Annotated in this window: 24 protein-coding genes; 18 read left to right on the top strand and 6 right to left on the bottom strand. The window is 53.3% G+C overall.

Annotated features, from left to right (window positions below):
• Nucleotides 1-28: 28 nt before the first annotated feature.
• Both FNT36_RS25010 and FNT36_RS25005 read right to left on the bottom strand, forming a co-directional pair.
• Entirely contained in the window at nucleotides 29-880 is an 852-nt protein-coding gene (locus FNT36_RS25010; RefSeq protein ID WP_144853440.1) for a relaxase/mobilization nuclease domain-containing protein, read from the bottom strand.
• Nucleotides 877-1,197 carry a plasmid mobilization protein gene (locus FNT36_RS25005; protein WP_144853437.1) on the bottom strand — a complete coding sequence of 107 codons (321 nt, stop codon included), beginning with the start codon at nucleotides 1,195-1,197 and terminating at the stop codon, nucleotides 877-879. The genes FNT36_RS25010 and FNT36_RS25005 overlap by 4 nt, the downstream gene beginning before the upstream one ends.
• 823 nt (nucleotides 1,198-2,020) lie before the next feature.
• On the opposite strand from FNT36_RS25005, the gene FNT36_RS25000 reads away from it, so the two are divergent.
• From FNT36_RS25000 to FNT36_RS24935, 14 genes are all read left to right on the top strand, one after another.
• Nucleotides 2,021-2,833: a ParA family protein gene (locus FNT36_RS25000; protein ID WP_144853435.1), complete on the top strand. Its 813-nt coding sequence runs from the start codon at nucleotides 2,021-2,023 to the stop codon at nucleotides 2,831-2,833.
• Between the two features lie 31 nt (nucleotides 2,834-2,864).
• Complete coding sequence (locus tag FNT36_RS24995) at nucleotides 2,865-3,605, top strand: hypothetical protein (RefSeq protein ID WP_144853433.1); 741 nt, start codon at nucleotides 2,865-2,867, stop codon at nucleotides 3,603-3,605.
• Nucleotides 3,606-3,627: 22 nt separating this feature from the next.
• A complete protein-coding gene (locus FNT36_RS24990) occupies nucleotides 3,628-4,542 on the top strand; it encodes a prolipoprotein diacylglyceryl transferase (protein WP_144853431.1) in 915 nt (304 codons plus the stop codon).
• Between the two features lie 65 nt (nucleotides 4,543-4,607).
• Complete coding sequence (locus tag FNT36_RS24985; protein WP_144853429.1) at nucleotides 4,608-4,925, top strand: DUF4134 domain-containing protein; 318 nt, start codon at nucleotides 4,608-4,610, stop codon at nucleotides 4,923-4,925.
• A 12-nt stretch (nucleotides 4,926-4,937) separates the two neighbouring features.
• Nucleotides 4,938-5,267: a DUF4133 domain-containing protein gene (locus FNT36_RS24980; RefSeq protein WP_144853427.1), complete on the top strand. Its 330-nt coding sequence runs from the start codon at nucleotides 4,938-4,940 to the stop codon at nucleotides 5,265-5,267.
• A 32-nt stretch (nucleotides 5,268-5,299) separates the two neighbouring features.
• Nucleotides 5,300-7,789 carry a TraG family conjugative transposon ATPase gene (locus FNT36_RS24975; protein ID WP_144853425.1) on the top strand — a complete coding sequence of 830 codons (2,490 nt, stop codon included), beginning with the start codon at nucleotides 5,300-5,302 and terminating at the stop codon, nucleotides 7,787-7,789.
• 25 nt (nucleotides 7,790-7,814) lie between these two features.
• Nucleotides 7,815-8,372, top strand: a complete 558-nt coding sequence (locus FNT36_RS24970) for a hypothetical protein (RefSeq protein ID WP_144853423.1) — start codon at nucleotides 7,815-7,817, stop codon at nucleotides 8,370-8,372.
• Nucleotides 8,373-8,414: 42 nt separating this feature from the next.
• Nucleotides 8,415-9,065 (top strand): hypothetical protein, encoded by a 651-nt coding sequence (locus FNT36_RS24965; RefSeq protein ID WP_144853420.1) that lies wholly within the window; start codon nucleotides 8,415-8,417, stop codon nucleotides 9,063-9,065.
• A 33-nt stretch (nucleotides 9,066-9,098) separates the two neighbouring features.
• Complete coding sequence (locus FNT36_RS24960; RefSeq protein ID WP_144853418.1) at nucleotides 9,099-9,746, top strand: hypothetical protein; 648 nt, start codon at nucleotides 9,099-9,101, stop codon at nucleotides 9,744-9,746.
• 45 nt (nucleotides 9,747-9,791) lie between these two features.
• A complete protein-coding gene (locus FNT36_RS24955) occupies nucleotides 9,792-10,952 on the top strand; it encodes a hypothetical protein (RefSeq protein ID WP_144853415.1) in 1,161 nt (386 codons plus the stop codon).
• Nucleotides 10,953-10,997: 45 nt separating this feature from the next.
• Entirely contained in the window at nucleotides 10,998-11,612 is a 615-nt protein-coding gene (traK, locus tag FNT36_RS24950) for a conjugative transposon protein TraK (protein ID WP_144853414.1), read from the top strand.
• A gap of 5 nt (nucleotides 11,613-11,617) precedes the next feature.
• Nucleotides 11,618-12,799 carry a conjugative transposon protein TraM gene (traM, locus tag FNT36_RS24945; RefSeq protein ID WP_144853413.1) on the top strand — a complete coding sequence of 394 codons (1,182 nt, stop codon included), beginning with the start codon at nucleotides 11,618-11,620 and terminating at the stop codon, nucleotides 12,797-12,799.
• 8 nt (nucleotides 12,800-12,807) lie between these two features.
• Nucleotides 12,808-13,959, top strand: a complete 1,152-nt coding sequence (gene traN / locus FNT36_RS24940) for a conjugative transposon protein TraN (protein ID WP_144853412.1) — start codon at nucleotides 12,808-12,810, stop codon at nucleotides 13,957-13,959.
• 117 nt (nucleotides 13,960-14,076) lie between these two features.
• Nucleotides 14,077-14,382, top strand: a complete 306-nt coding sequence (locus FNT36_RS24935; RefSeq protein ID WP_144853411.1) for a hypothetical protein — start codon at nucleotides 14,077-14,079, stop codon at nucleotides 14,380-14,382.
• A gap of 249 nt (nucleotides 14,383-14,631) precedes the next feature.
• Here the strand turns inward: FNT36_RS24935 and FNT36_RS24930 are convergent, their stop codons facing one another.
• From FNT36_RS24930 to FNT36_RS24915, 4 genes are all read right to left on the bottom strand, one after another.
• A complete protein-coding gene (locus FNT36_RS24930) occupies nucleotides 14,632-15,417 on the bottom strand; it encodes a DUF3800 domain-containing protein (protein WP_144853410.1) in 786 nt (261 codons plus the stop codon).
• A 102-nt stretch (nucleotides 15,418-15,519) separates the two neighbouring features.
• Nucleotides 15,520-16,845 carry a 5-methylcytosine restriction system specificity protein McrC gene (locus FNT36_RS24925; protein WP_144853408.1) on the bottom strand — a complete coding sequence of 442 codons (1,326 nt, stop codon included), beginning with the start codon at nucleotides 16,843-16,845 and terminating at the stop codon, nucleotides 15,520-15,522.
• A gap of 6 nt (nucleotides 16,846-16,851) precedes the next feature.
• Nucleotides 16,852-18,057 carry an McrB family protein gene (locus tag FNT36_RS24920; RefSeq protein ID WP_144853406.1) on the bottom strand — a complete coding sequence of 402 codons (1,206 nt, stop codon included), beginning with the start codon at nucleotides 18,055-18,057 and terminating at the stop codon, nucleotides 16,852-16,854.
• Nucleotides 18,058-18,072: 15 nt separating this feature from the next.
• The gene (locus FNT36_RS24915) at nucleotides 18,073-18,945 is read right to left on the bottom strand and encodes a toxin-antitoxin system YwqK family antitoxin (RefSeq protein ID WP_144853405.1); all 873 of its coding nucleotides are present in this window, start codon (nucleotides 18,943-18,945) and stop codon (nucleotides 18,073-18,075) included.
• Between the two features lie 292 nt (nucleotides 18,946-19,237).
• Here FNT36_RS24915 and FNT36_RS24910 point away from each other — a divergent pair, with 292 nt between their 5' ends.
• From FNT36_RS24910 to FNT36_RS24895, 4 genes are all read left to right on the top strand, one after another.
• Nucleotides 19,238-19,606, top strand: a complete 369-nt coding sequence (locus tag FNT36_RS24910; protein WP_144853402.1) for an XRE family transcriptional regulator — start codon at nucleotides 19,238-19,240, stop codon at nucleotides 19,604-19,606.
• Nucleotides 19,599-20,633 (top strand): site-specific integrase, encoded by a 1,035-nt coding sequence (locus FNT36_RS24905; RefSeq protein WP_144853400.1) that lies wholly within the window; start codon nucleotides 19,599-19,601, stop codon nucleotides 20,631-20,633. Before FNT36_RS24910 ends, FNT36_RS24905 begins: the two co-directional genes overlap by 8 nt.
• 122 nt (nucleotides 20,634-20,755) lie before the next feature.
• Nucleotides 20,756-23,740: an HsdM family class I SAM-dependent methyltransferase gene (locus FNT36_RS24900; protein WP_144853399.1), complete on the top strand. Its 2,985-nt coding sequence runs from the start codon at nucleotides 20,756-20,758 to the stop codon at nucleotides 23,738-23,740.
• 4 nt (nucleotides 23,741-23,744) lie between these two features.
• Entirely contained in the window at nucleotides 23,745-24,437 is a 693-nt protein-coding gene (locus FNT36_RS24895; protein ID WP_144853397.1) for a hypothetical protein, read from the top strand.
• Nucleotides 24,438-24,489 lie beyond the last annotated feature (52 nt).

Genomic DNA, 24,489 nt, shown 5'->3' with positions numbered 1-24,489 from the left:
CGATTGCGTGAATTAATAAAGTACAATTCTATAAGCGTGGTCCTTTCGGTCTTTGCTTGCTGGCTTCCTTGTCCTCATCTTGGATAGGGCGCGGTGGCGTGGGTAAAATGGGCAACTGCTGCTCGTTGTCCTGGCCGACCGGGAACAACTCGCGGAGCTGGGCGGCCTTATAGCCCACCTGCTGCCCGGTAACGGCTACCCCATTCAACTCAAAACTCACTCCCCGCAGCACGCCGCCGTTGTCGTGCTTGTAGCGCGTACTGATTCCCCGCTGCTCCAGCTGTTCTTGCAGCCACTGCTTGCCGGCGTTCTCCGGGTGGGTCACCAGCTGCTTTACCGCTTCGCGTACTATCTCCCGCGCTTTCTGCCTGGTGGGGTCCGTATCAGCCACACTCTGCCGGCGCTCTGGTAGCGGCTGCATCCCCAGTTCCTGGCTTATCTGCCTCGTGATTGCTGGCTGTCGGTAGAAGTTATTGTCTGTCCGCAGAGCCGGCCCCGCGTCAATGGGCACCCGGTTTATGTAGATGTGAACGTGGGCGTGCTTCTTATCGCGGTGCTCATAAACTACCACCTGATGCCGGTCAATTGGTGCACCAATCAATTCACAATAGCGCCGGGCGGCTGCCACTTTTTGTTCCTGGGTTACGTCCTCGCCGGCCTTCCACGAAAGCACCGTATGCCACACTGGCTTCTGGATTTTCTTGCTCAGCCGGGCCACCGCCTGCATATCCTGCGCCATCTCTTTTGGGCTGCCGGGAATGACATTCGCCACTACTAATAGCGGCGCGTCCTCGGGCTCTTTGCCCCTCCCCTTCCGCTGTCCTGCCCCGTAGGTAAGGGCTCCCTCAAAGTCACTTCCCGTATTCGTCTTTGCTATCATACCAGGTACTGGCGGATGGTGGCCACCAGCTGGTGCAAAGACTTTTCATCGGTCGCATACAGCGTGCTCGACTGGATGCGCCGGGCTATCTGATTTAAGTTGGTGCCAATGCCTACCAGTTGCCGCCGTAGCTCAGCCGGTATCGCCTCCTTTACTTCTCCCCCGATGCCGATGGTGCGCAGGTAGTCCGACGTTTTCTTAAACCCGGCTGCCTTACTCTTCGCCTCAATAGCACGCTTCTCATTAGCTGTGACGCGGAAACGTAGCACTTCGTCCCGATTAGTCTCTGTCGGTTCAGGAGTGGCTTCTTCATTCATAGTTCCGCAGGGTTACTTTCTACCCCTGCCTACGGCTAGAATTAGATTACAGCTACTTTTTAATCGTCTGCTTTAGCGAGCCAAGCCATGTGAGCCTGCGAACTTGGCGGTGTCATTGTCAGCTGCAAACGTAGTTTGTAGCTACAATGACATGGCTTGCTGTACGATTGAACGGGCTAGTAGAACGGGGGCGTTGAACGGTCGTTGAACGGGGTTAGAGCTAAGGCTAGGCTAATTACTTAGTGACTTTGTTACATTGTCACTTTGTTACTAATACAGCGGTTTTCTCTTGTGATTGCGGGCGGCTTTTTCTTAGCTTGTCTGGGCTAGCATCGGTGTTACTTAGTCACTTTGTTACTTGGGCTCTCAACAGGCTATTCTAATAGGGGAGAGATATTGCCTTGTCACAAGGTGACTTTGCTACTTTAGTACACGGTGACGGTAACGACTAATTTTTGTGGGCAAGTAATTTTGTTACCGAGTGACAAAGTAATCTTGTGACTTCCAGCCGCTACGCCAACCACCTTGTGCTGAGGTCACAAGATTACTTTGTCACTCGGTCACCAAATAACATTGTGTGTTTGTTACTTTGTTACTTAGTCACCAGATAATATTGTTTGTTGGTTACTTTGAGCGTTAGTTACTTTGTTACGGTGTACTTTTATCACCTCGTTACTTAGTAAATTCGTGACAAAGTAATCTTGTTACTTTGTCACCGTAGCTGTTTGGCACCGAGTAACAGCGTCACTTTGTGTATTTGTCACCAAGTAACAAAGTAACATTGCACCCAACTTTAATCCTCAACAACTCAACCGCCGCACCAATGAAAGAGCCAGTAGTGATTGCCTTCGCCACCCAGAAAGGAGGGGCCGGCAAGTCCACCATCAGCGTGCATGTCGCCTCGGCGCTCTGCTATGTATATGGCTACAAAGTTGCCATTGTGGACTGCGACTATCCCCAGAACACGGTCAACGTCTACCGGACCAAAGACAAGCAGATGCTGGCCAGTGACCCGGCATTTCAGAAGCGTCTGCTCAAGCAGGATATCAAGCCGTATCCCATCGTTATTTCCAGTGTGGAAAAAGCGGTCGATTCCATCGACAAGCTTGAACAGCAGGGCTTTGATTTTATCCTGGTGGATACGCCGGGTACCGTCAACATCGTGGGTCTGCCAGAATTGCTCAGGATGGTGCAGTACATCTTCCTCCCAATGGAAGCGGATTTAGGCACGATAGCTTCCACGATGGGCTACATGCAGATTTTGGGCGGCTTTTTAAAGTCCGCGCAGCCGGACCCCGACGAGTCGAACCTGCTGGGGTTCTACGCTTTCTGGAATCGCTATGTGAAATCGGAGAAAAAGTCCACCTACGATAAAGCAGCGCAGCTTTTGAAGGATAAAAACCTGCCGCTGCTGGAAAGCAAGGTCGAGTTGATGATTAGCTACAAGGAGAAACGCTCCACCATGTTCTCGCTGCCTGAGCGGGAGTTGGATAAGCTGGGCCTCGGCCGGCTGATTATGGAAATGCTCTCCATTGTACTCGGCCCCGGCGAAGTAACTCCCTCGGGCAAAGTAATCGAGGTGCCCGTGAGCACCGATGAGGCCGGCGCGGCCGAAGCATCGGACGATACCCTGTAATTCTTTCACTCCGTAAAATCCAATAACACCAATGGCTAAACCGAAACCCAAGAGCCAGGCCGAAAAGGACGCCGACCTCCAAAAGATGCTGGAAGCAGCAGCCACCAGCAATGATTTAATCGATGGGGGAGGGGCTTCGGCTCCTCCGGCCCCCGCTGCCCCGGTAGCGGCCCCGGCACCAGTAGCCAGTTCAGTTGAGCCGACGGCAACAGTTGAACAAAAGGGAGAATTTGCTTCGGTCGCGTCGGCCCCTCCGCCTGCCCCCACGGCTGCTGTAGTGGCCGAACCTGTGGCGACTTCCGTACCGGTGCCCTTACCTGCGCCAGCCGCCGAGTCTGAGCCCACGCCGGAAACTGCTCCGGCCCCTGCTGCTGAACCAGTTCCCGCGCCTAAGCTCGTCGTTACTTCTGCGCCAACTGTCACTACTGAGGATACTTCTGTCCCAAAAGTGGAAACCGTCCCGGAAAAAGAACCTTCGGCTAAATCTGCCCCTGAAGCCGCCGCTTCCGTAGAAGCCGCCACAGATGGAGAGCCGATGAGTTTTAATCTAGCCTCTCTCTTTGAGAAGTCGGCCGATAAGAAAACCTGGGTCGTCCGCATTACCGAGTCTCACCAGGAATACCTATCGCTTCTCGGTACGGTAGTAGGAGGGGGGGCTTCCATCCCGGATATGGTTCACAATATCATCTCCCAATTCATTTCGGCCCACGATGCAGAGCTGCAAAAAGCCCTGCAAAAGAAGCTACGCCAGCGCACTGGCAAAAGGCTTTAATCTTCCTAACCACCACCAAAACATGCTTAGCCAATATACCTGGGTCCAATTCTTTGTGTTTGTACTGGTCCTGCTCGTAATCTACTATGTCGTAGTGGGCTTCCTGTACTACCGGGATGACCTGGCTGCCTTGCTGAAAGGCAGAAAATTGGCTGTCCCCCAACTAGCCGGCGCGGGTGCCACCGCGTCGGCCGCTGGCCCACCCTCGCTGGTCCGCGCCAAGTCGGCTTTCGCTACTGCGCCCACGGCGACGGAAGCTGCGACGGCGGAAGTGGAAGCGCCCGAAGATGGGGCGGCGGAAAACCTGCCCGAAGCCTCGGCGGCGGTAGTAGGGGGGGAGCTTCCCAGCTCAACCGCCACGGCTACGGGCCGCGACGATAGCACCGACGACGAAGGACCGATGGACGCGGCCTCTTCGGTGGCGGGGGCAACGGATGAGGCCGTTGCGATGGATGCCGACCGGGAGGAGCAGGCCGACCAGCCCAACGAGGCCCTGGCGGCAATTATTCGCAAAAAGGCTCATGCCGCGCAGCCAGAACACTTGGCCGATGGCTCCGCTGAAGGAGAAGAGAATACCTCGGCAGTTGTTATTGAAGAAACCAATTCGGAAGGGGCAAATATTGAAAATAAACACCCCCATGTTGAAGCGCTTCACGTAGAAGACACAATTGAGTATCAACCTGCTGTTGCGACCAGCTATGAGCCATTAGCTGACTTCAACGAGCCAGTAGCTTCGCCTTCGGACGTGGCTACGCTGGAAGAGGAGGATTTGTATGAGGCAGATTCGGTTGCCGCCTACATTTCCCAGGTCCAGGCAGGCGAGAAGCCTGCAACCCCTGTCGCCCTGGTAGGCACCAGTCTGGCTGACCAGTTAGCTCAGTTTACCTCCACTAATACGGATGAATTAGCCGATTTATTCGGCCCCGAAACCGAGTAATTATTTGCTTTACCTATCCCTGTTTGACTATCTATTTCCCATTATCCTTCCTTTAATCACCCAAAATGAATAAGAAGCAAATTCTTTCGTCGGTAGCCATACTTGGTCTGATGCTCTGCTCCCAGGTCCTCTACGCGCAGGGTGGTGCTTCCGGGGGCACGGCGGGCATCCAGGATGCCACTACGCAGGTCACCAACTACTTCGACCCCCTCACCAAGCTCATGTACGCCATCGGCGCGGTGCTTGGGCTGATTGGGGCCATCAAGGTCTACAGCAAGTGGAACGCGGGCGACCAGGACACCCAGAAGACGGCGGTGTCGTGGTTCGGCTCCATGATTTTCCTGGTGCTGGTGGCAACGGTTGTCCGTTCCTTCTTCCTGTAAGCCAGCGCTCCGATGCCTGGCTATAACCTCAACCGAGGTATCAACAAGCCGTGGGAATTTCAGGGCTTGATTGGGGGCAACGTCTACTACCTGGTGGCTGGTATCGGCCTGGTGTTCGTCGCCTTCGTGACGATGTACCTGGTGGGTACGCCCCTGCTGTTTTCGGTCATTATCACGCTGGTACTCGGCGGGGGTATGTGGGCGGGCGTGTTCGCGCTCAACACGAAGTATGGGGAGCATGGCTTGATGAAAGCCAATGCCCGGCGCTCCGCGCCGAAGCTCATTACCAATCGGCAGAGCCGGTTATTCCAAAACCTAAATGAGGACCGGCCCAGGCGCTAGCAGTGCCTGGGCCTCGGCTTCCCTTTCCGATTATGAGCAGCAAAATTCTCGCCTCCGCCTCGCTCGAATCGAAGCAGCCGATTTACAAGATTGAGAAGGACTGTCTCATCTCCAAGAACGCCGATGTAACGGTGGCGTTCCGCTTGGAGCTACCCGAGATTTTCACGCTCTCGCGGGAAGACTACGCCCAGTTGCAACAGGCCTTCGTCAAAGCGGTGCGGCTACTGCCCGACCATTGCGCGGTGCATAAGCAGGACTGGTTTGTCGAAGACAAGTATGCTCCCGGCTTCGAGACGGACAGAACGCTGCTCTCGTCGGCCTACGAGCGCCATTTCTTCGAGCGGCCCTTCCTCAACCACTTCTGCTACCTCTACATCACCAAGATGTCGTCGGAGCGGCCCGACTGGGGCAGCTCGTCGGGCCTGCTGGCCCGGCGCAACATCGTGCCGAAGGATATGCTCGACAAGAAGGTAATGGAAGCCTTCTTCGACAACGTGGGCCAGTTCTTGCGGACGCTGGAAAGCGTCGGCCCCACCAACGCGCCTTACATCAAGTCCCACCGGCTCACCTCCGACGAGCTGGCCGGCACGCCGGAGAAATCCGGACTGCTGGAAAAGTACTTCGCCCTGAACCTCTCCGACCAAGCGCAGCAGGTGGACCTGGACTTAACCAACGGGTTGAAGGTCGGCCAGCAGTTCTGCAATATGTTCTCGGTGGCCAACCTCGATGATTTGCCGCTGGGCGTGGAATCGGATATCCGCTACGAGCCACTGAGCACCGAGTACACCGATTTCCCGATTTCGTTCGCGGCCCCCCTGGGGCTGCTGCTGGGCACCAGCCATATCCTGAACCAGTACGTGTTTCTGGACAACACCCAGAAAACGCTCAAAACCTTCGAGCAGAAGAAGGACCGCCTCAACTCGCTCTCGCTTTACTCGCGCCAGAACTCGGTCAACCACGAGTTCTACCAGCAGTACCTCAATGAGGCAGTGGCCGATAAGCGCCGGCCTGCGCGGGTGCATGTGAACGTGCTCACCTGGTCGGAAAGCGAAGATGAGCTGACCGAAGTACGCAAGCTGGTAAACGCCGCCTTCAACACTATGAACTGCAAGCCCCGGCAAAACACCGTGGACATTGCGGCGCTGTACTGGGGTGGGGTGCCGGGTAATGCCGGCGACTTCCCGAGCGAAGAAACCTTCTACACGTTCATCGAGCAGTCGGTGTGCTTCTGGGCCTCCGAAACCAACTACCGCAGCACCGGGGCTACGAAGGGCATCAAGCTCTCCGACCGCCTTTCCGGGCGGCCCGTGCAGGTCGATTTGTCGGATGAGCCGATGAAGAAGCAAATCATCTTCAACCGTAACAAATTCATCCTTGGCCCCTCGGGCTCGGGCAAGTCGTTTTTCACTAACCACATGGTTCGGCAGTATTACGAGCAGGGGGCGCACGTCCTGCTGGTCGATACGGGTAACTCCTACAAGGGCCTCTGCGAGCTGAAAGGCGGCGTGTATTTCACCTACGAGGAAGATAACCCGATTGCCTTCAACCCTTTTCTGGTGTCTGGAAAGCTAGACGTTGAAAAGAAGGAATCCATCAAGACGCTGCTCCAGGCACTCTGGAAAAAGGACGATGAAAGCGTGTCCCAGTCGGAGTATGTATCGCTGTCCACGGCAGTGAGCCTGTACTATGTGATGCTGGAAGAGGATGAGACTATCCGGCCCAGCTTCAACACGTTCTACGAGTTCGTGAAAGGCCCTTACTCGGAGTTGCTGCTCGCCGAAAAGGTGCGGGAGAAGGATTTTGACATTGATAATTTCCTCTACGTGCTGAAGCCCTACTACCGGGGCGGCGAGTACGATTACCTGCTGAACTCGCCCAAGGAACTGGATTTGGTGCAGTCACCCTTCATCGTTTTCGAGCTGGACAATATCAAAGACCATCCCATTTTGTTTCCGGTGGTGACGCTCATCATCATGGAAACCTTTATCTCCAAGATGCGCAAGCTCAAAGGGGTACGGAAGATGATTCTGATTGAGGAAGCCTGGAAAGCGCTCACCACGCCGGGGATGGCCGCCTACATCAAGTATCTCTTTAAGACGGTGCGGAAGTTCTTCGGCGAAGCCATTGTGGTAACGCAGGAGATAGATGACATCATTGGCAATGAGATTGTTAAAGATGCCATCATCAACAACTCCGACACGAAGATTCTGCTCGACCAGCGCAAATTCATTTTGAAGTTCGACCAGATACAAAGTCTTCTCTCCCTGACCGAAAAGGAGAAGGCCCTCATCCTCTCCATCAACCGCGACAACAAGCCCGAGCGGGGCCGCTACACCGAGGTATTTATTTCGCTGGGTGGGGTGGTTTCCAAGGTGTATTCCATTGAGGTTTCCAAGGAGGAATACATCACCTACACTACCGAGGAATCGGAGAAGATGCGCCTGTTCGACAAGTTTGAGAAGACCGGCGACATGCCCACGGCTATCAAGCTGGTGGCCGCTGAACTGCGAGAAGGCAAGTAACCAATTTGAACAAAAGGGGAAAACTATGAAAACTACCTTGCTTTCAGCGGGAATGCTACTGGCCTTGTCTGGCTGCGGTGGTTCTGATTCATCAGCCCCTGGGGCTGCGGCTGGTGCGCCGGCTGCAACGGTCGCAGCGCTGCCTGAAGTATCGGCAGCAACTGCTTTTGCCGATAGCCTTTCAGCGCTTCCTGGCGGTGCTCCGGCTGACGCTACGGCGGCACGGGCCTACACGCAGGCGGTCGGAGCTTGGTATGGTAGTGAACTAAGCTCAGGTATCAAAGCTCACCCGCTGGCCGACGGTATTTGGAAGAACTACCGCGCCGTGCTGCGCATGGTGGCCAAGTCGAGGGGCATGAAAAAAGTGAAGCCCGAAGATGCCAAACAGTGGGATGGCTTTGCGGGCGAATGTGAGACGGTGGCCAAGACGATTATCCCACTTACTCAGGATAACCCTGCCCCGACTTCCGACAAAGCATTGCCTCAGCTGCAAATGGCGTGGGACGGGATGCAGCACGTCCGCCTGGGCGCTGAGCGGCACATGATGTACCTGGAGCACCCCTACACCCGCGACCAACGGTAGCGGTTTCCTCTCTCTCTCTTTCCACCTTCCTTTTCCATTATTATGAACCTGAAAGTTGGAATCTTAAGCTTATCGCTGTTCGGCTTCACTGCCTTGCGGGCCTCAGCTCAGCTCGTGGTAACTGCCCCGGTACTGGAAGTACAAGGAGGGGTGCAAACCGGCCTGCAAAACACGATGAAAGTGCTTTCGTCGGCGGCAAATAAGCTAGTCGCTTCGGGAGTAAAGGAGCAGGAACTGACCAAGATGTTCTCGGAGAAGAATATGCTTATGGCCAAAACCTGGTACGATGGTCTGCTATCAGTCAGCTCGGCCGTGCGCGACTACAGGCGTGTTCGCAACATCTTCGAGAAGCAGACGCAAATCATCTCGCAATACTCGTCCGCTATCGAGGTGCTGCGCCAGTCGCCCTACATCACGCCCACGCAGTTGTCGGATATGACAACCATTTATGGCAAGATGCTGGCCGAAAGCTCTACCACGATTTCAGACCTGCAAACGATTGTAAGCCCGGCCATGCTCAAAATGACGGATGCCGAACGCATGCGCTTCATCGACCAGCTGGACAAGAAGATTACCGACCAGGCCGGCTTGCTCAACTACTACACCTCGCGCAATCTGATGATGATGCGAACGGCCAAAGAAAACGCGCAGGACCTGCAATCCCTGCGCTCCTTCATGTCATCTGCCCGATAGGGTAGGGGCCTCACCACCTAACGCATCGCGGTTATGAAATCCCTTCCCAAGCTCAGCGCTTTGGTGCTCGTGCTCGGTGCCCATCGCGCCCACGCCCAGTACCCGGCCGTTATCTCTGCTCCTATTTCGGAGCAGATTTCGCGCAAGCAGATTACTCACCAAACCGTTTCGGGCACTTTGCTAGCGCAAGGCAAAGCCCTCGCGGGGGATATGACGGCAGTTAGCGGCCAGATTAAAGGCGTTATTGACCAGACCCAACAACTGCATGACCAGTGGTATAGCAGCCTACTCCAAATCAGTTCTGGGGTGCGGACGTATCGGCGGGTTCAGGAAATCTACGACCACCAAACCGGCATGATTGGCCTTTATTCAAGCGTCCTGCCTGAGCTACGCACCAAAGGGTTATCGACTGCCCAGCTCTCGGGGGCCACCACCATTTACCAAGGCATTCTGAATGAAAATATCGGGCTGCTAAGTGAACTGGTGGGCGTACTCAGCGCCGGCAAGGCGAAGATGACGGACCCAGAACGCATTGAGTTCATCAACAACATAGCTGACAAAATCGGCAGCCAGCATGACCTGATGAACTACTACACGTCGAAATGCCGGGCAATTGCTCGGATGCAAGCTCAAACTGCCCAGGACCGCGCCTCTGTGCTTTCCCTAATGGGAAGCCGCTAGGTCAACCTACGCTCTTCCTTTTCCACCCACCAGCCTTCCTTTCTTATGGATATCAATACCGTCGTCGCGCAAATGGATGCGCTAGAGGTGATGCTAAGTCAGCTCTACGACAACATGATGCCGCTCGTATCGCAGTTTACCACCTTGGGACGGGCCATTGGGGGAGTAGGGGCATTAATCTATATCAGCTCCAAAGTGTGGGGCCATATTGCCCGGTCGGAAGCCATCGACGTGTATCCGCTGCTGCGGCCGTTCCTCATTGGGCTCTGCATCCTGCTTTTCCCTCAACTGTGCCAAGGCCTGCGCGGCATGACGGGGGCAATATCGCATAGCACCGACTCGATACGGATGGACAAGTCCGCTGAAATTGACCGGCTGCAAACGGAGAAAAAGCGCATCCTAGACAGCAAACCAGAAAATAAGGATTTCGCTACCAACGATGCTTACGAGCAAAAACTGAAGGACTTGGCTGGACCTACCGGTATGGGCGGTATCGGGGACCGGATGAGCCTTTCCTTCAATAAGATTGCCTACGATGTAAACCAGAATTTCCGGGAGTGGATGAAGAACACCCTCGAACTGTTCCACGTCGCGGCCCGCCTGCTGATTAGCGTAATGTCCACGTTTCTGCTAATCGTGCTCTCGGTGCTCGGGCCGCTCACGTTCGGCATAGCCATTTTTCCGGGCTTCGGCGGCGGCATCACCAAATGGCTGGGCAACTTCATTACGATTTCGCTTTGGGTACCGGTAGCCAATGTGTTTGGGGCTATGATGGCCACTTTCCAAGTGCAGATGCTTCAATCGGATGTAGACCGGCTGAACGCTAACGCGGGGGTTGATTCAGCCGATTTCGGCTACCTGGTCTTCCTCTGCATTGCCATTGTGGGCTACGCGCTGATTCCGAAGATTACGGAAATGCTCATTGCCGCTAGTGGTGCAAGCCAAATGTCCAGTGCCTTCATTGGCGCGGCGACGGGTGCAGCTGCTGGCGCTGGAGCTGCTGCCGGGGTTGCTGGCCGAGCTGGTGCTGCTGGTGTATCGGGCGCGGCAACAGGCATGGGCGGTGCAATTGGTATGGGGCAAGGAATGGCGGGTGGAGCTGGCTTCGGCAATATGACGCGGGGCGAGCAAGCTGGCCACCGAGCCGGCACGGCACTCCGGGAGAGGGTAGGGGGCTACTTCGGCCGCAATGGCAACAATTCTTAACGAATCAGAAGCAAGCACTTCTTCTTCCCTCTAGCAACAACGACCATGTTTGAATCCCTAAAAACCATTGATTCAGCTTTTAAGCAGGTTAAAGCTTTGGCTATCATCTTCATTGCCTCGTGCCTAATCCTGGCCATTACCGTGGCGTACTTTTCCTTCCAAAACTCAGCGGCGGCGGCAAACCGAATCTACGTGCTGGAAGGGGGCCAGCTGCTCACGGCTGGGGCACGGGATGCACGGTCCGACCGGCCGGTAGAAGCCCGCGCCCACGTCAAGCAATTCCACGAAGATTTTTTCACGTTGGACCCCGACCAGAAAGCGATTGATGGCAACATCAACAAGGCCCTATACCTGGCTGACAACTCGGCGAAGCGGGAGTATGAAAACCTGAAAGAAAAGGGTTTTTATAACGATTTGATAGCGGCCAACATCAGCATGGAAATTACGGTGGATAGTGTGGTGCTGAGCAAAAACCGCCCATTTACGGCCCGGACTTATGCCCATCAGCGCCTGATTCGGGCCACGTCGATTACCAACCGGGATTTGATAGCTGACTGCACCCTGCGGGACGTGACGCGCTCCGAGAATAACCCCCACGGCTTTCTAATGGAGAACTGGCGGGTACTGCAAAACACCACTCTCTCCACCATTTCCCGCTAAGTAGTATGGCTACCACCAAAGACGCGCAGTTCTACCGGACGCGCAAGATGGCCACCTTCATTCCGATTGTAGGGGTGCCATTCATGGCCGCTATGTTCTGGCTGGGCGATGGAGGAAAAGGCGCGGTGGCTTCCGGCGCTGCACCGATTCAGCCTGGCATTAACACGGACTTGCCCAAAGCGGGCAATTCTACTATCACCAGCAGTAAGCTGGCGGCGTACTCCGCGCCAGTAGATTCCCTGCGCAACCGTGACTTGGTGAACGGTCGGGTTGACACGGCCAAAGCAGGAGGGATGGCCTACGGGGTTTCAGCCAATGGCCAGCCGGCTACGGCCTCCAGTGACGCGGCGGTGCTCGCGGCACAAAAGCAATTGGCGGCGGTGCAGGCTGCGCAGCAATCAAACGGGCAGGTAGCGACGGGCGGGGTAGCGGCGCTTTCGCCCGAGCAGCAGATGGAATTAATGCGGGCGCAGCATCAGCGTGAACTGGACGAGGCCCGCACGCAGGCTAGCCTGGAACGCATCAACGCCCAGTCGATGGCCACGGCCAGCGCGGGTGGCGCGGCCGTGACGGTGACTAAGCCAGCAGTAGTTAAGAAAAAGCCTGCCACCAGAGCTTTGATGGTCGATGACGATGCTATCGTATCGCGCCTGGGCTCCAACGGAACGGGTAAAAAGCGCACCGCTTCCTTTCAAGGCCTAGATGATGGCAGCTCGTCGGGGATGGGCGCTAACACCCTGCCGGCCGTAATTCATGAATCGCAGGAAGTAGTCAGCGGCTCGCTGGTGAAAATGCGTCTCACTGACGCGGCCGTGGTTAATGGTCACCGGCTGGCGGCAAACACCTTCATCTACGGCAAGTGCGCGCTGGCTGGGGAACGCCTCACCATCACCATTGAAACCCTCAAATCGGGCAACAACATCTTCCCGGCCTCGCTGGAAGTGTACGACGTGGACGGGCTGGAAGGCCTGCACATTCCGGGCGCTATCACGCGGGATGCCTCGAAGCAGGCGGGGGCGGACGCAATGGGCGCGGCCGACATGATGACCATGAGCGGCGACCCTACCACGGCAGCAGCTGGGGTGGCAGTCAACGCGGTCAAGAGCCTGGGCCAAAAGAAAATCCGCCTGGTTAAAGTGCGGCTAAAAGCTGGCTACAACATCATGCTTAAAGTCGATAAAGACTAACCTGAACTATGAAAATTAAGTCCTGCCTGGCCCTGGCCCTCGTATTTGCTGCTTTCCGGCCTACCCACGCAGTAGCGCAGAAGATTGCCAACGCTACGGAAGCGAATAAGCTACCAACTATTAACCTGTACGTCAGCGACCTGAAGACTACTCACCTGGTCTTCCCTCAGCCCGTTACCTATGTGGACTTAGGTAGCTCGGGCATCATCGCGGCCAAAGCTACGGGCTCCGAAAACATTGTCCGGGTGAAGGCGGCCGGCGCGGGCTTCGGCGAAACCAACATGACGGTTTTAACCACTGGGGGTAAGCTCTACACGTTTGTGGTCAACTACCAACGAAGTCCCAAACTACTCGGCATCGACCTGGGCGCGAACGGCGAGGCGGGCAAGCTGCCGGTTACGCCGCTCTACGTCAGCGACCAAAAGACTACCCATCTGGTCTTCCCCTACCCGGTTACTTACGTGGACCTGGGTAACCCCGGCATCATCGCCTCAAAGGCCACTGGCGCGGAAAACATTGTGCGCGTAAAAGCGGCAAGCAACGCTTTCCCCGAGGCCAACATGACGGTATTAACCTCGGGTGGCAAGCTGTATATGTTCCTGGTCAACTACCAGCACGACCCGAAGGTGCTCAGCTTCGACATGGGCGCGGCCGGTGGGGCTGCTGGCGGTGGCCAGGCTACTGCCTCGACGGGCGGCGCTATCCTATCAAATTCGCCTATCCCCCAAGGAAGTCTGGATGCCTACTCGGTGCAGGCGCTGGCGCGAGGTGGCTCATCAGCCAGTGAAAGCGCCAACCAACTCAGCCTGCGCGCCGGGGCCGTCGGCTACAAGCAGGAAACCCTGTTTTTTCCCCTGCACGTCGCCAATAAGTCGAACGTCACTTACGACGTGGACTTTGTGAAATTTTACATTCAGGACAAGCAGGTGGCCAAGCGCACGGCCGAGCAAGCCATTGAGATTAACCCCATCTACGTCTACAATGGAGCGAAGAAAAAGATTGATGCCAAGAGTAAGTTGCAGCAAGTCTACATCTTCAAGAAGTTCACCATCCCCGAGCAAAAGCAGCTGATAATCGAGTTGTACGAGAAGGGCGGCGGACGGAACATTAAGCTCAAGCTAGCCAATTCTGACCTGCTGAAAGCCCGCACGTTCAAATAGAGACTAGCGGCTGACTGGGTTGTGATTCTACAGCGAGCCAGTTCAGGACAACGATTACTAAAACCAGTGCCTGGTCCCACCGACCGGGCATTTTTATTTTCTGGAAAACACTACCGCATGAAAGATTTCACGCAACGCATAAGTGAGTTAGCTCAGGCTTACCTGCACCAGGCGTTGGCGCTCGGGCTTGCGCCCACCGATGATGAGTTTGTGAGTTGGGTCGATGCACAGCCGCTGGCTTCGCGGCCTGACTTGTACCACAATGGCTGGGCACATTGCTGGGCCACTGAGTTACCTTCTTTTCAGGAATGGGTACTCACTGCTCGGGGGCTGAGCCTGCCGGAATATCTGGTGCGACGGCTGTCAGAGAAAGAATACCTCCGCTGGGTTGATATGTATGGCACTCCCACTTTAAGCAGATAATCTAAAAGCCAAAAAGAACGAAGCCTCTTCTCATTGACTAATTCTTATGCAGTTTTTGCAATTGCAAAATCAACTTGAAACGATTTTGTGTAAATCGGTGTAAGTTTGTGTAAGTTTGTCATCGCAAGGGATTCGCTCTTGCACCAGCATCACAAGGCAAAAGGTTGGCCTTCTCCTAGAACTCGCCTCGTGCGGGGGTTGCCAGTATTGGCACGAGGGAGGGAGAACCTTTTGCCTTTTTTGTTGGCCCTAGACCGGCTTCTCGAAAGGGCTGGCCAGCTGGGTGGTGAAGGGGTTGTGAGGACCGTAAATGTGGCCGTTCGCGGGAAAGCGGGCCTCGTCATAGATATCCACGATAACGGCGTAACGGTTTTCCAGCGCCTTGAAAAAGCGGGCTTCCTCTTTAAAGATGTAGCGCTGCAAGGCCCACAGGCAGTAGTCCACAATGCTTAGCTCGGGGTACTCACTGCTCAGCACGATGGCCAGCTTGCTGACAACCGGCCCCGCAGCGTCGGCAGCCTGCCCGGCCGGGGGCAAAGCCTTATCAACCGCTGCCTGAAACCGGTCACTGTTGTTCTTACCCCGCTGGGCCAGGTAAATAGCGTAGGCCTGGTCAGGCTCGTGCAGGCAATCCTTCAGCAGGTGGTGCAGCAGGTCAAAGTAAAACTCGGTCGGGCTGTTGTTGTGCTTGCGGTTAAATACCTCTAGCTTCTTGCGGCCGATAACGATGTGGATAGCAAAGTCGGGCAACTGACGCAGCAGCTCGAAAAACTTGGCGCGCACTTCCGGGTGGTCATTCTTAGCGTGCAGGTACCAGCCGGGCTTGGCGACCGAGGGGATGGTATTATATAAGGGGTCTGCCAGGATGGCTTGCTGGAACTGTAGGACGGCGGCCCGTAACTGCCGTCGGTTGCTGGTCGTGAGCGAGCCCATGAGCAACAGGGGCTGGTAGCCAGGGGTCCCTACTAAAAGCTTTTTGCGGTGCCCATAGAACGTAGGGTCTCCACACTCATCAATAAACAGGTAGTTCGGCAAAGCAACAAATTATAGAACACGCTAAACTACGCCAAACAGCTTTTAGTGAGGCAGTGTGGGAGATACGATTGCTGGTGTATTTAGCCCCATTTCTTGCGTTAGCTAATCAATTGTGCTGTCTGAATTAGCTAGTTGAGGTAAGCATACAGCCAGCTTGTAGAAGCTAACGAACTGCTTAATTGCAAAGTCCTGCAACTGGTCCTCGGCTGGAAACGCTTCCACCATTTTTGCTAGCTCCGCCGCCCCACTCAGCCGCTGTGGATATACTATAAGGCAATTAATCATCGCCTTGGTTTGCTCTTCCGGGCTGACATAGCCAAGCCGCTCTAGCACTCCGGTGTCTCGTGCATAGCCACTTAGCTGCCGCACATCTTCAATCAGATAATCTCGCTTTTGGTACGCCCGCTTGTATTTCGTGTCAATTATCCACGGGGTTTCCCCTGTTAACAGGAAGTCTGGCAGACCGTATTTCGCTTTCGCCTGGTCCTCCCCATATAGTATCCGCTCTCCAAACTGTTTGCGTAGCAATCCCAACACATACAGCTCAAACAGGCGACTCATATCCAGCCAATGGGGCGGCACCATAATCGAATCGCCCGCCTTTTCCTCCGCCTCACGCAAGGAGTACCCAAACCGGCGCAACAGCAGTTGCCCCACCCGTATCGCCTCGTTATAGCTGCGATACAAGGAATTGCGGCCTGAATTCAGGCCGCTCTGCCATTCGTCATCTTCACTTACGTCTACAAAAGCAGGCTCGCAGTAGCGCAACAGGGGTGCCAGCTCGACTTCAAGGGCAGGATACCGCTGTAAATGATGCCCGGCAAAGCGTAGAGCTTGCTTCAACAGACGGTTTTCGGGAATGTCAACACTAAATTCCTCATAAGCACACGCGACAGCCAAGGGCCGGCCCTTCAGCACACCCTGCCGCAACGTTTTAGCCACTTCAATTTTTCCCTTTACTCGCCCGCGTAGTTCTCGCTTTACGGGGTTGTAGCCCTTTCGCAGGCCCTGCCGTACCACCGTGCTTACCAGGTGCAGGAAGTGCGCGACCAATACCGGCGTAAGCAAATCATCCTGACGAGGCAAGGATACTGGTGGTGCTTCTAGGTCGAGTTCGTATAATTCTCCCAGGTGCGGAATCACCTCTGTATTGCTCAAACAGGCAAACAGCATGGCTAAGTGGTTCAGATTACGGCCTGCTTCGTTTAGTTTTGGCTGCACCTGCACTGCCACCTCACCCGGTCGTAGCCAACCGGCCCCTACATAATAATGCGTTTTCAGCAGCCACTTATTGCCCACCTCCCGCACGGCTACGCAAATACCCTCCTCCTGCTCGCGCCCTTTAAAGCGTAGCGTTAAGCCATCCAGTCCCTGATAGGTAGCGGGCTCTTCTTTCCACTTGGCGTGTTCGCGTACCTGTACTAGCATCGCCAACTACGCTCGCAGGTCTTCCACTAGCTTTTTTGCTTCTGGCCGTAGGATGCCATCTCGTAAATACTCGCGCAGCAGTGGCCGAATCTCATAATCAAGCTTCTGCTTCAATGTCAGCCCCTTATCAGCTTTCGTCATAAAGTAGCTGTGACCCGGCTGAACCTGCTCGCGCTCGAACTCCAGCACTAATAGATTCTTTTCAAATAGCGCTGCCACTTCCCGAAACAGCTTCCGACCGGCCTCGTCGGCAATCGGCTCTTCCTCCGGCAACACCGTTACAAAGGCGAATCGCCGCCGAATAGCATAGTCTAAGTGGCCGATTGACCGGTCAGCGGTATTCATGGTGCCGATTATCAGCAGGTTCTCCGGCAGTACCAATCCCCTGTCACCCGTCTCCGCATCAGCGTACAGACTCTCCACCCGCTTACCCCGGTACTCCAGCGCATAAATCAACTCGCCCAATACCGAGGGTAAGTTGGCACGGTTGATTTCATCAATTATCAGCACGAAGTATTGCCCCGCCGGCGCAGCAGCAGCCAGCTTTGCAAACTCCGCCAAGGTTTTGTTTTCCGCCTGGTACTCCAGGCCACCATGCTCACCGGCCTTGGCCACAATACCCCGCACAAAGTCTTCGTAAGCATACGCAGGATGAAACTGTACCAGCTTCACATCGGAAGCGGCGGCTAATTGCTCGGCGACTCGCTCCGCCAGCCAGGTTTTGCCGGTACCCGGTGGGCCTTGCAAAATCACCTGCCCTTTGGCTTTCAACAGGTCAGTTATCTCATTCAGTCTAGCTTCACGCATAATCATCTTGTGCCAGGTACGAATGTAGGAGCTATTGTTAGCTAGGGAGAATGACTTGCTTGGATAAACACCATCTAGCTGATTACCTAAAATCTGGCGAACCTCCTGGGTATGCCAAGCTAGTATTTTAACTGCTCGTCGGTTTTGAAACCAATCAAGTTCTTCGTTGGGAGCTTCTTCGTATTCTGGCTCACCCACAACTATTACCAAAGCAAGCGGTCCTTTGCTTCGTACTAATACCACGTCTCCAACAGCCATATCATCTCGAAACTGGCGGATTATACCCTCTCCTTCGTCCCACTCGCCAACACCGATATAATCAGTTTCCTCCAAAATTCTGGTGACGCGGGCTCGGTCAAACTCGGCTTGATTGCCGGGATGCATCATGATATGCCAGTAGTTCATTGGTCGAAGCGTTGACTAATTACAAGACTGCACAAGTGCCGTTACGCTTAAGGTAGCAGTTGCATCCGCAGTCTTATTGTCATTATTAACACACACAAATAGCCGACGCGTACCACCAACAACTGACATTGGGCTAGTGATTTGAGGCACATTCGTTTCGCTCCGATAGAGGCCATTGGGTATCGTAATGGAACCCTTCGAGTCCGTGAACTGCTGGGCGGCCACTGGGCTAGCGGTAATATACCAATGGCACTTGGTAGGCTTGGTGGCCGAGCCACTGCCGCGACTAGCCAACGACGAGGCAACCGAAGCAAGTAAAGCTGGCGCAGCGGTCCCACCCGTACCAACAGTCGCGGCTAGGGATAAGGCCGTGGACCACGATATGGGGGGCTGGCCTTCATCACGCAAATCGAGCTTGTAGACAACACCTACCGTATTAGCGGGCAAGTCCACGGTGAAAACCTTCCGGCTACTCGCCATACAGTTCGAGCAGCCCAGCGTTGCATTGATAAGTGGTAAGGCATCGCGAGTGGTGAACGTGCAGGTCACGGGCCGACCATCTTCACGCCAACTCCGGTAATCGGCCTGTGCCTGGCCATTCACAAAAGTGCCGCGAAAACTCAGTTGTCCATTTTCAAACCAGCCCGTGCATAATCCATTCGCCCGGTCAGGACTTTCATGAGTCATTTTGCCCTCCGACTGCTTTTTCCACGAGGGGTAATAATAGTCGCGCACCGTGCCTACAGGCTGGCCAGTGGCATCGCGGTGGGCGACGCGGGCATAAGCACATTCTTCCAACGTTTTGGTGCGTTCCCAATCGCGGTCAAAATAAACAGTGTCGGCTGGTGGCAAACTCACCGCAGCGGGCTGGGGTCGTTGAGCCAGCACGGGGACACTTATAAGAAGGAGTGAAAAAAATAGAGAGTAGCTTTTGGCCATAAAAAATGAGTAGGCGAATTGGGCGGGAATGCGGTCGGTAAATGTAGTGCGAAGTTTTGCGGTGTCCACTGCCAAAAGTCGTTTGACCATGCATCACTATCCGTCCCCTCTCCTTTTTAGAGTTTAGGAACCATAAACGTTAGTTATCGGCCCTAAACTCTGCCTATATTTGTTGGGCCGGCTTCCTATCTTTTTGCAATTGCAAAACCACCGCTGACCGGCGATATTTTACAATTGCAAAATGTTGTACCAAGTCGATACCCAACTGCTGGCTTCGCTGGTCCGCACCAAGCGCGGCGGCCAGACCCTGCGCGAAGCAGCCGAGGAAATCAGTAAGACTATCGGTCCGGTCAGTGTGGGTACGCTACTGCGAGTCGAGCAACAGCGCCTACCTGACCTGCCGGTGTTCCTGCACTTTTGCAACTGGCTGGACGTGTCGCCGGCCCGGCTGCTCTCCTGCCCATCCTCAACAGGGACGGCTCCGGCCGAAACCACGGCGGCGAAAGTTGCCCGGCTGCTGCGCTCCGATGCCCGGCTAGCGCTGGCGATGGCCAATGTCCTTGCGATTATGATTGAAGCAACTTACGCCCAGCTGGCCACCCATGAGTAAGCAGTACAAAGAACAAAAGGGAGAAAAAGGCCTGACCGTAGTCGGTGCTGACCGGCCGGCACTGGCGCTGGCCGCCGACCTGGCCAGCCGCGTGGCGCCCAACGTCGAGCGGTATCTGCTGCGCGGCCTCGAAGGCTCCGACAATACGCGCCTCGCGTACTCAGCCGACTTACGGTCCTACGAGGCCTATTGTAAGAAAAACGAACTCGCCCCCTGGCCCGCTGCCCTGGAAACGCTGGCCGGCTACGTGGCGCACCTGGCTGATGTGGGTCGCAAGCTGGCCACAATCACCCGGCACTTATCCGCTATCGAGAAGAATCACCAGTTGCTCGGGCTGCCTTCGGCTGTCAATGACCCGGCGCTGGACGTGCTGCGGAAGGGCGTGGCGCGGGAAATTGGCAAAAAGCAGAAACAGGCCCCGGCCTTTTCGGTGCCCCACCTCAAGCGCACCATCGACCGGTTGGACCTCTCGCGGCCGGATGGGCTGCGGGCGCGGGCGCTACTGCTACTCGGTTTCACAGGAGCCTTTCGGCGCTCCGAATTGGTGGGTCTCAACATAGAGCATATAGAAATGGTGCACGACGCGGCCGACGAGGTATTGGTAGTAACGCTTCCTAAAAGCAAGGCCAACCAAGCAGGTAACATCGAGCAGAAAGTCATTTTCTACGCCGACAACCCTGCATATTGCCCAATTGAGGCTTACAAAGCATGGGTAGCGCTGCTCGCGGGCCGCACGCAGGGGCCGCTATTCGTGTCACTGAAACGGGGCCGGCCAAGTGAGCCGGGCAAGCCTACGGATAAGCGCCTGGCCGACCGGCGCGTTAACCTATTGGTGAAAGAGCATCTAGGCGCGAAGTACTCTGCCCACTCGCTACGGGTGGCGTTTATCACCACGGCCAAGTTAGCAGGACAGAGCAACGACTTCATTAAGAATCAGACCAAGCAGAAAACGGATGCAATGATTAGCCGCTACACCCGGCTGGATGACATCATCAAGTATAACGCGGGCCGGGCTCTGGGATTATAGTACCGGAATAAGACTGCTCATTATTAACACCTCCGCGTCTTTCAGCATCAACAGCGTTATTTTTTGCCAGCAATGTTAGCTGCTGCTATTACTTTTGGCCAACCAACGCGTACTATCCCACCATGCACAACGTATCCCCCAGCTTTGCACAAGCGCTAGACCGCGTGGATATGCCAGTTGGGGATACAGGAAGTGGCCTGTTACTGGTTTCAAGCTTAGCAACGGCTAACTCGATATTGGAGCCGTATCACTTGCTCTTGCTTGAGCGGGCTAAAAAGATTGGGGCGGACGCGGTGTATTTTAAGAATAACGCTGATAATCGTGCTCCAGTAGCACAGGTATACCTCTTTGATTTCTCAACGGGTAGACAAGTAGATTCCATTCCAGAACTACACCGCAAAGTGTGGAGCAGTACTGATGTACGTATCTATTTTATTATTACTAAAAGTGATTTAATTGTTTATAATTCTTCTAAGCCTGTAATTATCAAAGATGGTGAATTAGCGGTACAGCCCTTCGAAACTCTGAATCTTATTAGTGATGCGAAGGAAAGGTTTGACGAATACTCAGGTCGCAAATTTGATAATGGCTCATTTTGGGAAATACACAAATCCCAATTTTCTTACAACACAACTGCTTACGAGAAACTAATATCCGAACTGCGCAATGCCCGTCAGAAGTTTAATAAACAAATTGTCTTAGACCAAAAAGTAGCTAACAAGTTACTAATAGTAAGTATTCTAATAAAGTACTTGGAAGAACGCGTTGATATCGATGCTGATGGCAATGAAACGCGGGTATTTTCCAAAGATATTTTCAACAAAGCAGAGTTTGGGTTTTCCGCTAACTACGTAGCTGCCATAGAAAATGGCATTCTACACGCTAATAAATATTTATTAGCTATACTTCATTTCCTAAGCAATCACTTCGGCGGCCATATATTCAACATTCTTGAAGACGAGGTTAGTAAGATAGAGTCAGCTGACATTCAACCACTGGCGGATTTTTTGTCTGGCAGGATAGATGGACATCAGTATGTCTTATGGAGCCAGTATTCATTCAATTATTTACCAATTGAACTAATAAGCAATATTTATGAGGAATTTCTAGAAAACACAAAGGATAACGGTGTAGCTTACACTCCCTCCTTTTTAGTTAATTTCCTCATTGATGAAACAATGCCGATTCATCGGCCACAGCGTGACTACCGTATACTGGACCCCGCTTGCGGCTCTGGTATCTTCCTTGTATCCGCTTACAAGAGGCTCGTTGATTGGTGGCGGGTTGAAAAATTTCATGAACTAGGCTATTGGGTCAAGCCCAACGGGAGTAATCTGCACGAATTACAGCAACTGCTAGTGCAGAGCGTCTATGGCGTTGATATTGCCACAGAAGCAGTAAGCCTCGCCGTTTTTAGTTTGAGCCTAACACTTTGCGATATCTTCTCACCCAAGGTCATTTGGGAAGACCTGAAGTTTAGTAACCTAAGCGGTAACATAATCGCCGAAGACTTTTTCACCTGGATTATACAAGCAAAAAATAATCAATTCGACATAATTATTGGTAACCCGCCTTTTATAGAGTATCCTAATTCTTACGTCAAACAGCATGGTATTATGACCATGGTTGACATTGACGTAACAATACCTAAGAACCAAAGTGCTATTTTATTTACTGTTCTATCGGAGAAACTTCTTGCTCCGAAAGGCCTGCTTTGCTTCATTCTTCCTTCGGGGCCACTTCTATACAATTCATCGGCAAAATCAATAAATTTTAGACAGCGATTTTTTGAAAGATATTCTATTCCCCAAATAATCGATTTCACTTACTTAAGCAATACCTTATTCAGAAACAAGGGTAATGAAAAAAATGTGGCTGTAGCGGCGGTATTCATTGAGAATAACGCAACTAAGTATGATTACATTTATCATGTAATAGCTAAAAAACTCAAAGTAATGGTTCAGCGACATTACTTTGAATTTGACCACTATGACTTTCATTTAGTCAAGCATCGGGAGGCCGTGTTCGACCCTCTAATTTGGAAATCTAACTTGCTTGGGGGAGGCCGTCTGATTCTACTGCTCAACAAACTCCGGGCCTTACCTACCCTGAAAGATTATTTCTCAAAACAGCTTGGCAAAACAGTCGCGATAAGTGAAGGTTACATCAAAGGCAAACCCGATGAAGAAGTAACTGACGAAGATATTATTACGGGTAGGTATAAGCTTGCGCCTTATTTGAGCGGGGCCTTGACCTTTGAGTCCACAGACTTTACGGAGCACGGCATTGCCAATACGCACCCTTTGGTCGGCAACTATTTTCAGCGCCGGCGCAAAGAAGTAAATTTTAGGCCCCCTCTACTGGTTATTAAAAAGAATATTGGTTCTCAAACTATTCCAGTAGTTTTCAGCCAAGTTACTCTTGCTTATAAGAAGGAGTTCATCGGTATTCATGCCACCGATGAGAGTCTTTTGCTGGCTATTCGTGAAACCTTCGCGAATAGCAATTTATACCGCTTCATTCTTTCTGCCACCAGTGGTCGCAGTGGCATTTCGCGGTCAGTACGCACAGTACTCAAAAAAGATATTTTAGCACTACCTTATTTGGGTAGAAACCAACAGTATGAGTTGGGTTATCTTGAGCAGATACTCGTAGATGACACGCTGGAATATTGGCTTGATTTTTTGGCTAAGGAAAACAATATCAGAGCGCTTCAGCCTGCTACGCTGCCTGATTTGCAGGCTTACCAACAGGTGCTATGCGAGGTACTGAACAGTCTGTTCAGTTCAGATAGTGACCTCGGCCGCTACGTAACGATAGAACTTACGGCAAACAGTGGCTTTGGCGTTTCAATTATTCAATATGTGCACCATGTCAATGATGCACCACATAGCACAGTCGCGCCCACTATAATTGATGCGCTTGCTGTGGAGAAATTGGTACGAGACACTTTAAATGCTACGACCAGAATCAATCGCATCATTAAGCTGTACGAGGCCGACAGGATAATCCTGATAAAACCGCTTGAACTGCGCTACTGGCTCCGGTCAATTGCTATTCGCGATGCCGACGAGATTGTAAAGGATTTGTATAATGCTGGCTACTGATTGTATGCTGAGAGATTCTTTCCAATCAAGTGGGCCTGCATTGGGTTTAACACCGCAGATACCCAAGAAAACTATTATTCGCAGCATCACTACTTTCATAGAGAAGCTATTGGTGCATTTCCGAAATACTGCTGTATTGAATGAGCAGGATGAGGAAAGTATCACGGAAGAGTTAGTAAAATACCTGACTCATCACGCCAAGAATGAGGTTTTTTTCTTTGTGAAAGAATCTATCCAGCGCCCACTTATGGGCCGGGTCAGGCGGACTGATATTGGGGCATTTGTGCTTCCCACGGATAGAACACCCGTTTTTACTATTGAGGCCAAGCGCCTGCCCGCACCGGGTAAAGTTCGCGAAAAGGAGTATGTGATAGGTAGCGACTCGCAGAAGCCTGCAGGAGGAATCGAACGCTATAAGCGGAACCTACACGGCATAGAAACCGATTCCAGTGCCATTGTTGGGTACATACAAAAAGAAGACATTGACTATTGGGTAGCTAAAATCAATTCCTGGTTAGACGAATTAATTATCATCGGCCGCCACCATGAGGCCGATTGGAACACTAGCGATAAACTACTTGAAAGAATTGACATCATTACCGATGTCATCGCCAAGTACCGCTCTACCAGTAGTCGAGGGTACGGTGGTGATATCGAACTGACTCACTACTTAATAGTAATGCCACAGCCAGCCTGAAAGCTGAGCGGCTTACAGGCTGGCGGCGAGTAGACTTAGGCGTAAAGCGACT

The organism is Hymenobacter setariae, assembly GCF_007713685.1.
GTDB classification, from domain to species: Bacteria; Bacteroidota; Bacteroidia; order Cytophagales; family Hymenobacteraceae; genus Hymenobacter; species Hymenobacter setariae.
The sequence above is the reverse complement of the archived record's forward strand: the minus strand, read 5'-3'. Positions and strand labels throughout refer to the sequence as shown.

Bases quoted from the DNA above. Each gene is read 5' to 3' on its own strand.
- FNT36_RS24980 (WP_144853427.1), top strand. From the start codon at position 4,938: ATGCCTGGCTATAACCTCAACCGAGGTATCAACAAGCCGTGGGAATTT.
- FNT36_RS24995 (WP_144853433.1), top strand. From the start codon at position 2,865: ATGGCTAAACCGAAACCCAAGAGCCAGGCCGAAAAGGACGCCGACCTC.
- FNT36_RS24970 (WP_144853423.1), top strand. From the start codon at position 7,815: ATGAAAACTACCTTGCTTTCAGCGGGAATGCTACTGGCCTTGTCTGGC.
- FNT36_RS24900 (WP_144853399.1), top strand. From the start codon at position 20,756: ATGCACAACGTATCCCCCAGCTTTGCACAAGCGCTAGACCGCGTGGAT.
- FNT36_RS24910 (WP_144853402.1), top strand. From the start codon at position 19,238: ATGTTGTACCAAGTCGATACCCAACTGCTGGCTTCGCTGGTCCGCACC.
- FNT36_RS24990 (WP_144853431.1), top strand. From the start codon at position 3,628: ATGCTTAGCCAATATACCTGGGTCCAATTCTTTGTGTTTGTACTGGTC.
- FNT36_RS24955 (WP_144853415.1), top strand. From the start codon at position 9,792: ATGGATATCAATACCGTCGTCGCGCAAATGGATGCGCTAGAGGTGATG.
- FNT36_RS24905 (WP_144853400.1), top strand. From the start codon at position 19,599: ATGAGTAAGCAGTACAAAGAACAAAAGGGAGAAAAAGGCCTGACCGTA.
- traK (WP_144853414.1), top strand. From the start codon at position 10,998: ATGTTTGAATCCCTAAAAACCATTGATTCAGCTTTTAAGCAGGTTAAA.
- FNT36_RS25005 (WP_144853437.1), bottom strand. From the start codon at position 1,197: ATGAATGAAGAAGCCACTCCTGAACCGACAGAGACTAATCGGGACGAA.
- FNT36_RS24985 (WP_144853429.1), top strand. From the start codon at position 4,608: ATGAATAAGAAGCAAATTCTTTCGTCGGTAGCCATACTTGGTCTGATG.
- FNT36_RS24925 (WP_144853408.1), bottom strand. From the start codon at position 16,845: ATGCTAGTACAGGTACGCGAACACGCCAAGTGGAAAGAAGAGCCCGCT.
- FNT36_RS24965 (WP_144853420.1), top strand. From the start codon at position 8,415: ATGAACCTGAAAGTTGGAATCTTAAGCTTATCGCTGTTCGGCTTCACT.
- FNT36_RS24935 (WP_144853411.1), top strand. From the start codon at position 14,077: ATGAAAGATTTCACGCAACGCATAAGTGAGTTAGCTCAGGCTTACCTG.
- FNT36_RS25010 (WP_144853440.1), bottom strand. From the start codon at position 880: ATGATAGCAAAGACGAATACGGGAAGTGACTTTGAGGGAGCCCTTACC.
- FNT36_RS25000 (WP_144853435.1), top strand. From the start codon at position 2,021: ATGAAAGAGCCAGTAGTGATTGCCTTCGCCACCCAGAAAGGAGGGGCC.
- traM (WP_144853413.1), top strand. From the start codon at position 11,618: ATGGCTACCACCAAAGACGCGCAGTTCTACCGGACGCGCAAGATGGCC.
- FNT36_RS24920 (WP_144853406.1), bottom strand. From the start codon at position 18,057: ATGAACTACTGGCATATCATGATGCATCCCGGCAATCAAGCCGAGTTT.
- FNT36_RS24895 (WP_144853397.1), top strand. From the start codon at position 23,745: ATGCTGAGAGATTCTTTCCAATCAAGTGGGCCTGCATTGGGTTTAACA.
- traN (WP_144853412.1), top strand. From the start codon at position 12,808: ATGAAAATTAAGTCCTGCCTGGCCCTGGCCCTCGTATTTGCTGCTTTC.
- FNT36_RS24960 (WP_144853418.1), top strand. From the start codon at position 9,099: ATGAAATCCCTTCCCAAGCTCAGCGCTTTGGTGCTCGTGCTCGGTGCC.
- FNT36_RS24975 (WP_144853425.1), top strand. From the start codon at position 5,300: ATGAGCAGCAAAATTCTCGCCTCCGCCTCGCTCGAATCGAAGCAGCCG.